Here is a 6,940-nt window from a genome sequence, read left to right as displayed (position 1 = left end):
AGGTCCGGTATCGCCAGTAGGTCCAGTTGCACCGGTAGGTCCAGTTGCACCGGTAGGTCCGGTTGCACCGGTAGGTCCAGTGTTGCCAGTAGGTCCGGTATCGCCAGTAGGTCCAGTATCGCCAGTAGGTCCAGTATCACCGGTAGGTCCAGTATCACCAGTAGGTCCAGTAGGTCCGGTATCACCAGTAGGTCCAGTTGCGCCAGTAGGTCCAGTTGCACCAGTAGGTCCAGTGTCACCGGTAGGTCCGGTTGGGCCGTTTATATTAGGAAACTGCAAAAGGACCTTATTTTATATCAAGCTAAAAAGTAAAGGAAAATACAAAAACTATGGGCAAAGGCTTGGCGACAATAAGCCGCTAACATTCAAAGAGCGATTAATAACACAGATTGATATTTGACTTTTCGAAAAGCCATCTAGCATGGAAGCATTTTTACAGACTATGGAAGCAGTCGGCTATTAAGTTAGATCTGGTACGGTGGTGTTATCTACTTTCGTATCAAGTGCAAGAACGGTTTACCAGGCTCTGTTCTTCCACCCTTGGCAAAGGTTAGGGGCAAGAGGATATGCAGGCTATCATTAATGGTCACACTTCCATGCCGGAGGGCTAGAGCAAGACACCGCAACGCGCTGACTTTGGGTCAAATTTTTTCAGTCGCATTGCTTGCCATTTTTCTATTGGCACTTTTGGTTTATCATTCAATTTGACAAATTAGATATAGACTAAAATTGTTTTTTAGCATGGATTATCAGTAATTTAGAATATATTTTTTATGTCTATAATTATAATGTATATTGCTATGTTTATAGATAAATAGAGTATCTTATATCTTTAAAGGAGCAATAAAATGAAATATACAAAGGCTACAAATTAGGCTTTACACACAGTGTTATTTATGATTGAAGAAGAACAAGAAGCGATGCTAAGTGCACAAATATTAGCAGAACATCTTCAGGTATCTGCTACTTATTTATCTAAAAAATTGCCCCAACTTGTTAAGGCTGGATTAGTTCAATCAGTAACTGGGGCTAACGGGGAGCTATGCATTAAAAAAGCATCCTGAGAGCATTTCTTTTATGGATGTTATTCAGGCTATTGAAGGGTCTGGTTTTTTGAGTGAGGCCTACGACAGGAAAAAATTGTCCCATTCAAAAAGTGATGAATGAGTCAGAAAGTATGATGGTACAGTATTTATAGAAAAAAGCTTTTTAATATAATCTTTGATATGTACCAGGAGGAGCCAGCAATTGAGCCATAATTAATAAAAATATCATTATAGATACGGTAAAGTAACATTCTTTGTAAGTATACAAGCATCTACTCCGGTTATCCTAACTGGCGGAATTAAACAAGTCGAAATAGTGGAGCAGCTTCTTGCTAATGGTAAAGCCGGCTTTATTGGTGTGGGCAGGGCCTTGTTAAGCGATTCAGAGTGGGAAAAGCATTCGATAGAAAGGCTTAGTTTTTCCATAACAATTTTAATTAGTAGACCGTTCGTTTGAGTTTAATATCATGAATGGCATTGTACTCAATTTGAATGCTTATGATGTGTGCAGCGGTAAAGTCCCCCCCATTGTTGACATACTGGTGTCATGTAGGTATGATATTATAATTGAAACTAGGAGGAATAATTATGCGTTTGCATAGATTATTGGGTATTTTATCCATATTATTATCTCGTAAAACAATTTCTGCTAAAGAGTTATCTGTCAAGTTTCAGGTATCTCTTCGCACTATATATCGAGATATAAAAGCAATTGAAGAAGCGGGTATACCGCTGTATGCCATACCTGGAAATGGAGGAGGCATTGGAATTGTTGAAGAATATAAGTTGAATAAAACTGTTCTGACGGGTGATGAAATAAATTATCTTATGACAGGAATAGCTGGATTGAAGACAATAACAGATACAGAAAAGCTTCAGATTTTGTTAATGAAGCTGTTCCCAGCTAATCCTTACATTGTGGCTGATTTAGACATACTGATTGATTTCTCCGCTTGGAACAAAAACGCTACCGAAGTATTGAAGCAAAATGTTAATATAATTCGTATGGCAATTATGAGCAATAATTATTTGCAAATTGAATATTTGTCTTCTAATAGAAGGTCCAACTTAATCATTGCACCTTACAAGGTCATTTTTAAAAGTGCAGCATGGTATTTGTTTGGGAAGAGCACTGTTAATAGCGAATTCCATTTTTATAAAATAAGCCGCATAGTAAAAATGGAAATCATCAATGAGCAATTTGTTCCAGTAAATGCAGAAATACCAGCAGACTGGAGTGATGATTTTACAAATGATAGGGGAGAAAAAATAACATTAGCTTTTGACCAATCTATGGAATACAGGGTAATTGATATATTTGGAAAAGATAATTATGAACATGGGAGTGATGGTTCTATTATTGTAAATTTTCATTGTTCTAATAGGAACTGGTTAATACATTTTGTATTGGGATTTGGCATCAACATAGAAATCATTTACCCACCTGACTTAAAAAAAGAATACTTGGATTATATTAAAAGAATAATTTTAAAAAATCATTGTTGACAATATGCTGTCACAATAAAGGTATATAATATAAAAAACAAAATTAATTGTGATAGATATCCAATTATTCAACCATTAAGGATGGTCTCAATTGGTACACATGTATAAGGAAAAACAAACGTTGCTCCCCTAGAAGATTGGTCTAGTAAGCGTTGAACCTGCTGATAAATATATCAGCAAACAGCCGTATTTTGCCAAGGGGATAGAGATCGAATGAAAATTCAGTATTGATTTTGTTTCTTGCAATATGATAAAAAAGGTGGATTGTGCAGGTTTGGTCTCTGACATATACAAAGATAAATCAGTATTTTTTCGTTGTTTTATAATGAAACCAGCAAAACATCTATGGTCGAGGATTGTGGTGTTAACATTTTGTGCATAGTAATTACAGCGGCAGAGGTTCACAATCGAATAATGATTGTAGCAGATATAGAATAAACGTTTGTCAGTGAGAAATGTTGTACAAATGGATATACCTATACAAAGAAGATCAATCCTATTATGTACGTCATGAATAATCAGTATCAAGTTTTGGGTGAACATAGAAACAGGGATGAGGATGGAAAATCATTATTATAATTAGCATTATAAAAAATAAAACTTGGTTATAAATACATGGAAAGGAAAAATCATGCAAGAATATAACAGTAAAGGCGCTTTAATTGACGAGATAAATAAAACAGCTCAATTATTTATTCATGAGTTTGATGATATTGAGGAAGCGAATAAGGATACTCGCTATAGTGAATCAGATCGAACTCCACAAGAAATTATAGCGTATCAACTCGGCTGGATGAGTTTACTTCGCGGGTGGGACAAAGATGAATTGATGGGGAAAGAGGTTATTACACCTGAGCCCGGCTATAAATGGAATCAATTGGGGGGATTATATCAAAGTTTTTATGCAAGATATAAAAATGAATCTCTAGCAGAGCTTATGAAAATGTTTATTGATACGGTGGACTCACTTGTTAAATGGCTTAATGAATTTAGTGACGAAGAATTATTTAAACCAGGAGGTAGAAAATGGGCTGCATCAACAAGTTCAAATTGGCCTGTATGGAAATGGGTTCATATTAATACTGTCGCTCCATTTAAATCATTTCGCACTAAAATTAGAAAATGGAAAAAGACACATGCAACATATTAAATTGCTAAATTCTAAATTCTAAATATACTTTATACTTTTGAAATATGATAAAGCGGAATAGATATAAAATTTCTTTGAAAAGTTATTGAAAAGTGTAAATAATTATTTTTACTTCATAAAATGCGGTGACATTTAAATAAATGTGGCCGTGTTTTATTTTGCAAATCTATACAGAATCTATAGGCTACTGAATGGATGCTAATAAGATTTCAGAGTATCTTATCTTATTTATCTGAAATAGTTGAAAAATCAGGGGAATCAAATTGAATGAATGTATAATATTACATGTTAAAAGCTAAATAAAAAATTATAAGTTGATAAAAGTTGTATGAGTATTTATTTAAATGGAATCTATATACATGAATAAAATTAAGCTTTTACAGTCAATGTAAATCAAATTGTTGCTAAGTAGTAAGGTCTAGGTTATATCTAAGTTGTATTGAGAATGCAGCAATTTTATCCATATAGAAGTAGTTTCGTTATGATACAGAGTACAAGTGGCTTATTTTCCTAATATAAAAGCACCGGTGTCACCAGTAGGCCCGGTTGCACCAGTAGGTCCGGTTGCACCAGTAGGTCCGGTTGCACCAGTAGGTCCGGTTGCACCAGTAGGTCCGGTTGCACCAGTAGGTCCGGTTGCACCAGTAGGTCCGGTTGCACCAGTAGGTCCAGTGTCGCCGGTAGGACCAGTAGCACCAGTCGGTCCGGTATCGCCAGTCGGTCCGGTATCGCCAGTCGGTCCAGTATCGCCGGTAGGTCCGGTATCACCAGTAGGCCCAGTGTCGCCAGTAGGTCCAGTTACACCAGTAGGGCCGGTATCACCAGTCGGTCCAGTGTCGCCAGTCGGTCCAGTATCGCCGGTAGGTCCGGTATCACCAGTAGGCCCAGTGTCGCCGGTAGGTCCGGTATCGCCAGTAGGGCCAGTATCACCAGTAGGTCCAGTTGCGCCAGTAGGTCCTGTGTCGCCGGTAGGCCCAGTTGTACCAGTAGGTCCAGTATCACCGGTAGGTCCAGTATCACCGGTAGGTCCAGTATCACCAGTAGGTCCGGTAGCACCAGTCGGTCCAGTGTCGCCAGTAGGTCCAGTTACACCAGTAGGGCCGGTATCACCAGTCGGTCCAGTGTCGCCAGTAGGTCCAGTTGCGCCAGTAGCACCGGTAGCACCGGCAGGTCCAGTGTCGCCGGTAGGTCCGGTATCGCCAGTAGGTCCAGTATCACCGGTAGGTCCGGTATCGCCAATAGGTCCAGTATCACCAGTAGGCCCGGTTGCACCGGTAGGTCCAGTTGTGCCGGTAGGTCCGGTATCGCCAGTAGGTCCGGTATCGCCAGTCGGTCCAGTATCACCAGTAGGCCCGGTTGCACCGGTAGGTCCGGTATCGCCAGTCGGTCCAGTATCGCCAGTAGGTCCGGTGTCGCCAGTAGGTCCGGTATCGCCAGTAGGTCCGGTGTCGCCAGTAGGTCCGGTATCGCCAGTAGGTCCGGTATTGCCAGTAGGTCCGGTATCGCCAGTAGGTCCAGTATCACCGGTAGGTCCGGTATCGCCAGTAGGTCCAGTATCACCAGTAGGCCCAGTATCACCAGTAGGCCCAGTTGGTCCGGTATCACCAGTAGGTCCAGTGTCGCCAGTAGGTCCAGTTGCACCGATAGGCCCAGTTGTGCCGGTAGGCCCGGTAGGTCCGGTTGCGCCAGTAGGCCCGGTAGCACCGATAGGTCCAGTTGTGCCAGTAGGTCCGGTATCACCAGTAGGTCCAGTGTCGCCAGTAGGTCCAGTTGCGCCGGTAGGCCCGGTAGCACCGGTAGGTCCAGTGTCGCCAGTAGGTCCAGAATCACCAGTAGGTCCAGTTGTACCAGTAGGTCCAGTTGCACCAGTAGGTCCGGTATCGCCGGTAGGTCCGGTGTCGCCAGTAGGTCCAGAATCACCGGTGGGTCCAGTATCGCCGGTGGGTCCGGTGTCGCCAGTAGGCCCAGTTACACCAGTAGGCCCGGTAGGTCCGGTATCTCCAGCAGGTCCAGTATCACCAGTAGGTCCAGAATCACCGGTGGTTCCGGTGTCGCCAGTAGGCCCAGTGTTGCCGGTAGGTCCAGTATCGCCAGTAGGTCCAGTTGCGCCGGTCGATCCAGTATCGCCAGTAGGCCCAGTAGGTCCAGTATCGCCAGTAGGTCCAGTGTCGCCGGTAGGTCCAGTTGCACCAGTAGGCCCAGTTGCTCCGGTAGGTCCGGTGTCGCCAGTAGGTCCAGTTGCGCCGGTAGGTCCGGTTGCACCGGTAGGTCCGGTATCTCCAGTCGGTCCAGTATCGCCAGTAGGTCCGGTGTCGCCAGTAGGTCCGGTATCGCCAGTGGGTCCGGTATTGCCAGTAGGTCCAGTATCCCCAGTAGGTCCAGTGTCGCCAGTAGGTCCAGTGTCGCCAGTAGGTCCAGAATCACCAGTAGGTCCAGTTGTACCAGTAGGTCCAGTTGCACCAGTAGGTCCGGTATCGCCAGTAGGTCCAGAATCACCGGTAGGTCCAGTATCGCCGGTGGGTCCGGTGTCGCCAGTAGGTCCAGTATCCCCAGTAGGTCCGGTATCGCCAGTAGGTCCAGCATCGCCGGTGGGTCCGGTGTCGCCAGTAGGCCCAGTGTCGCCGGTAGGTCCAGTATCGCCAGTAGGTCCGGTTGCGCCAGTAGGTCCAGTATCACCGGTCGGTCCAGTTGCGCCAGTAGGCCCGGTTGCACCGGTTGGTCCGGTATCACCAGTAGGTCCGGTGTCGCCGGTAGGTCCAGTTGCGCCGGTAGGTCCGGTAGGTCCAGTTGCACCAGTAGGTCCGGTTGCGCCAATCGGTCCGGTATCGCCGGTAGGTCCGGTATCACCAGTAGGTCCAGTATCACCGGCAGGTCCAGTATCACCGGTAGGTCCAGTTGCACCAGTAGCTCCAGTTGCACCAGTAGGTCCAGTATCACCAGTAGGTCCAGTTGCGCCGGTCGATCCAGTATCGCCAGTAGGCCCAGTAGGTCCAGTATCGCCAGTAGGTCCAGTGTCGCCGGTAGGTCCAGTTGCACCAGTAGGCCCAGTTGCTCCGGTAGGTCCGGTGTCGCCTGTAGGTCCAGTTGTACCAGTAGGTCCGGTTGCGCCAGTAGGTCCGGTATCGCCAGTAGGTCCATTGTCCCCAGTAGGTCCGGTATCCCCAGTAGGTCCGGTATCGCCGGTAGGTCCAGTAGCACCGGTAGGCCCGGTATCACCAGTAGGTCCAGTGTCGCCAGT

General features: G+C 44.9%; 8 protein-coding genes. 3 read left to right on the top strand and 5 right to left on the bottom strand.

Annotation, left to right across the window (positions count from 1 at the left end; translation table 11 throughout):
- The coding region (locus tag BET01_RS13930) for a hypothetical protein (protein WP_243117229.1) at positions 1–239 on the bottom strand (239 nt) is incomplete at its 3' end.
- Positions 240–887: 648 nt separating this feature from the next.
- Between BET01_RS13930 and BET01_RS22115 the strand changes: the two genes are divergently transcribed.
- The 3 genes from BET01_RS22115 (at position 888) to BET01_RS13910 (ending at position 3,702) form a co-directional block, all read left to right on the top strand.
- Positions 888–1,064, top strand: coding sequence for an Rrf2 family transcriptional regulator (locus tag BET01_RS22115; RefSeq protein ID WP_330512906.1), 177 nt, complete (start codon positions 888–890; stop codon positions 1,062–1,064).
- 570 nt (positions 1,065–1,634) lie between these two features.
- Positions 1,635–2,552, top strand: a complete 918-nt coding sequence (locus tag BET01_RS13915) for a helix-turn-helix transcriptional regulator (RefSeq protein WP_120197421.1) — start codon at positions 1,635–1,637, stop codon at positions 2,550–2,552.
- Between the two features lie 631 nt (positions 2,553–3,183).
- A complete protein-coding gene (locus tag BET01_RS13910) occupies positions 3,184–3,702 on the top strand; it encodes a ClbS/DfsB family four-helix bundle protein (RefSeq protein WP_120197420.1) in 519 nt (172 codons plus the stop codon).
- Between the two features lie 510 nt (positions 3,703–4,212).
- Here BET01_RS13910 and BET01_RS22110 read toward each other — a convergent pair.
- The 4 genes from BET01_RS22110 to BET01_RS22095 form a co-directional block, all read right to left on the bottom strand.
- Positions 4,213–4,470, bottom strand: a complete 258-nt coding sequence (locus tag BET01_RS22110; RefSeq protein ID WP_243117227.1) for a hypothetical protein — start codon at positions 4,468–4,470, stop codon at positions 4,213–4,215.
- Between the two features lie 30 nt (positions 4,471–4,500).
- Positions 4,501–4,758, bottom strand: a complete 258-nt coding sequence (locus BET01_RS22105) for a hypothetical protein (RefSeq protein WP_120197418.1) — start codon at positions 4,756–4,758, stop codon at positions 4,501–4,503.
- 30 nt (positions 4,759–4,788) lie between these two features.
- Positions 4,789–5,622 (bottom strand): hypothetical protein, encoded by an 834-nt coding sequence (locus BET01_RS22100; RefSeq protein WP_243117226.1) that lies wholly within the window; start codon positions 5,620–5,622, stop codon positions 4,789–4,791.
- Between the two features lie 48 nt (positions 5,623–5,670).
- On the bottom strand, positions 5,671–6,940 hold a 1,270-nt coding region (locus tag BET01_RS22095; RefSeq protein WP_330512902.1), incomplete at its 5' end, for a hypothetical protein.

This window comes from Lacrimispora algidixylanolytica (assembly GCF_003609635.1).
In the GTDB taxonomy this organism is placed as follows: Bacteria; Bacillota; Clostridia; order Lachnospirales; family Lachnospiraceae; genus Lacrimispora; species Lacrimispora algidixylanolytica.
Note: the sequence above shows the minus strand (reverse complement) of the source record. Positions and strands in the feature narration are given on the sequence as shown.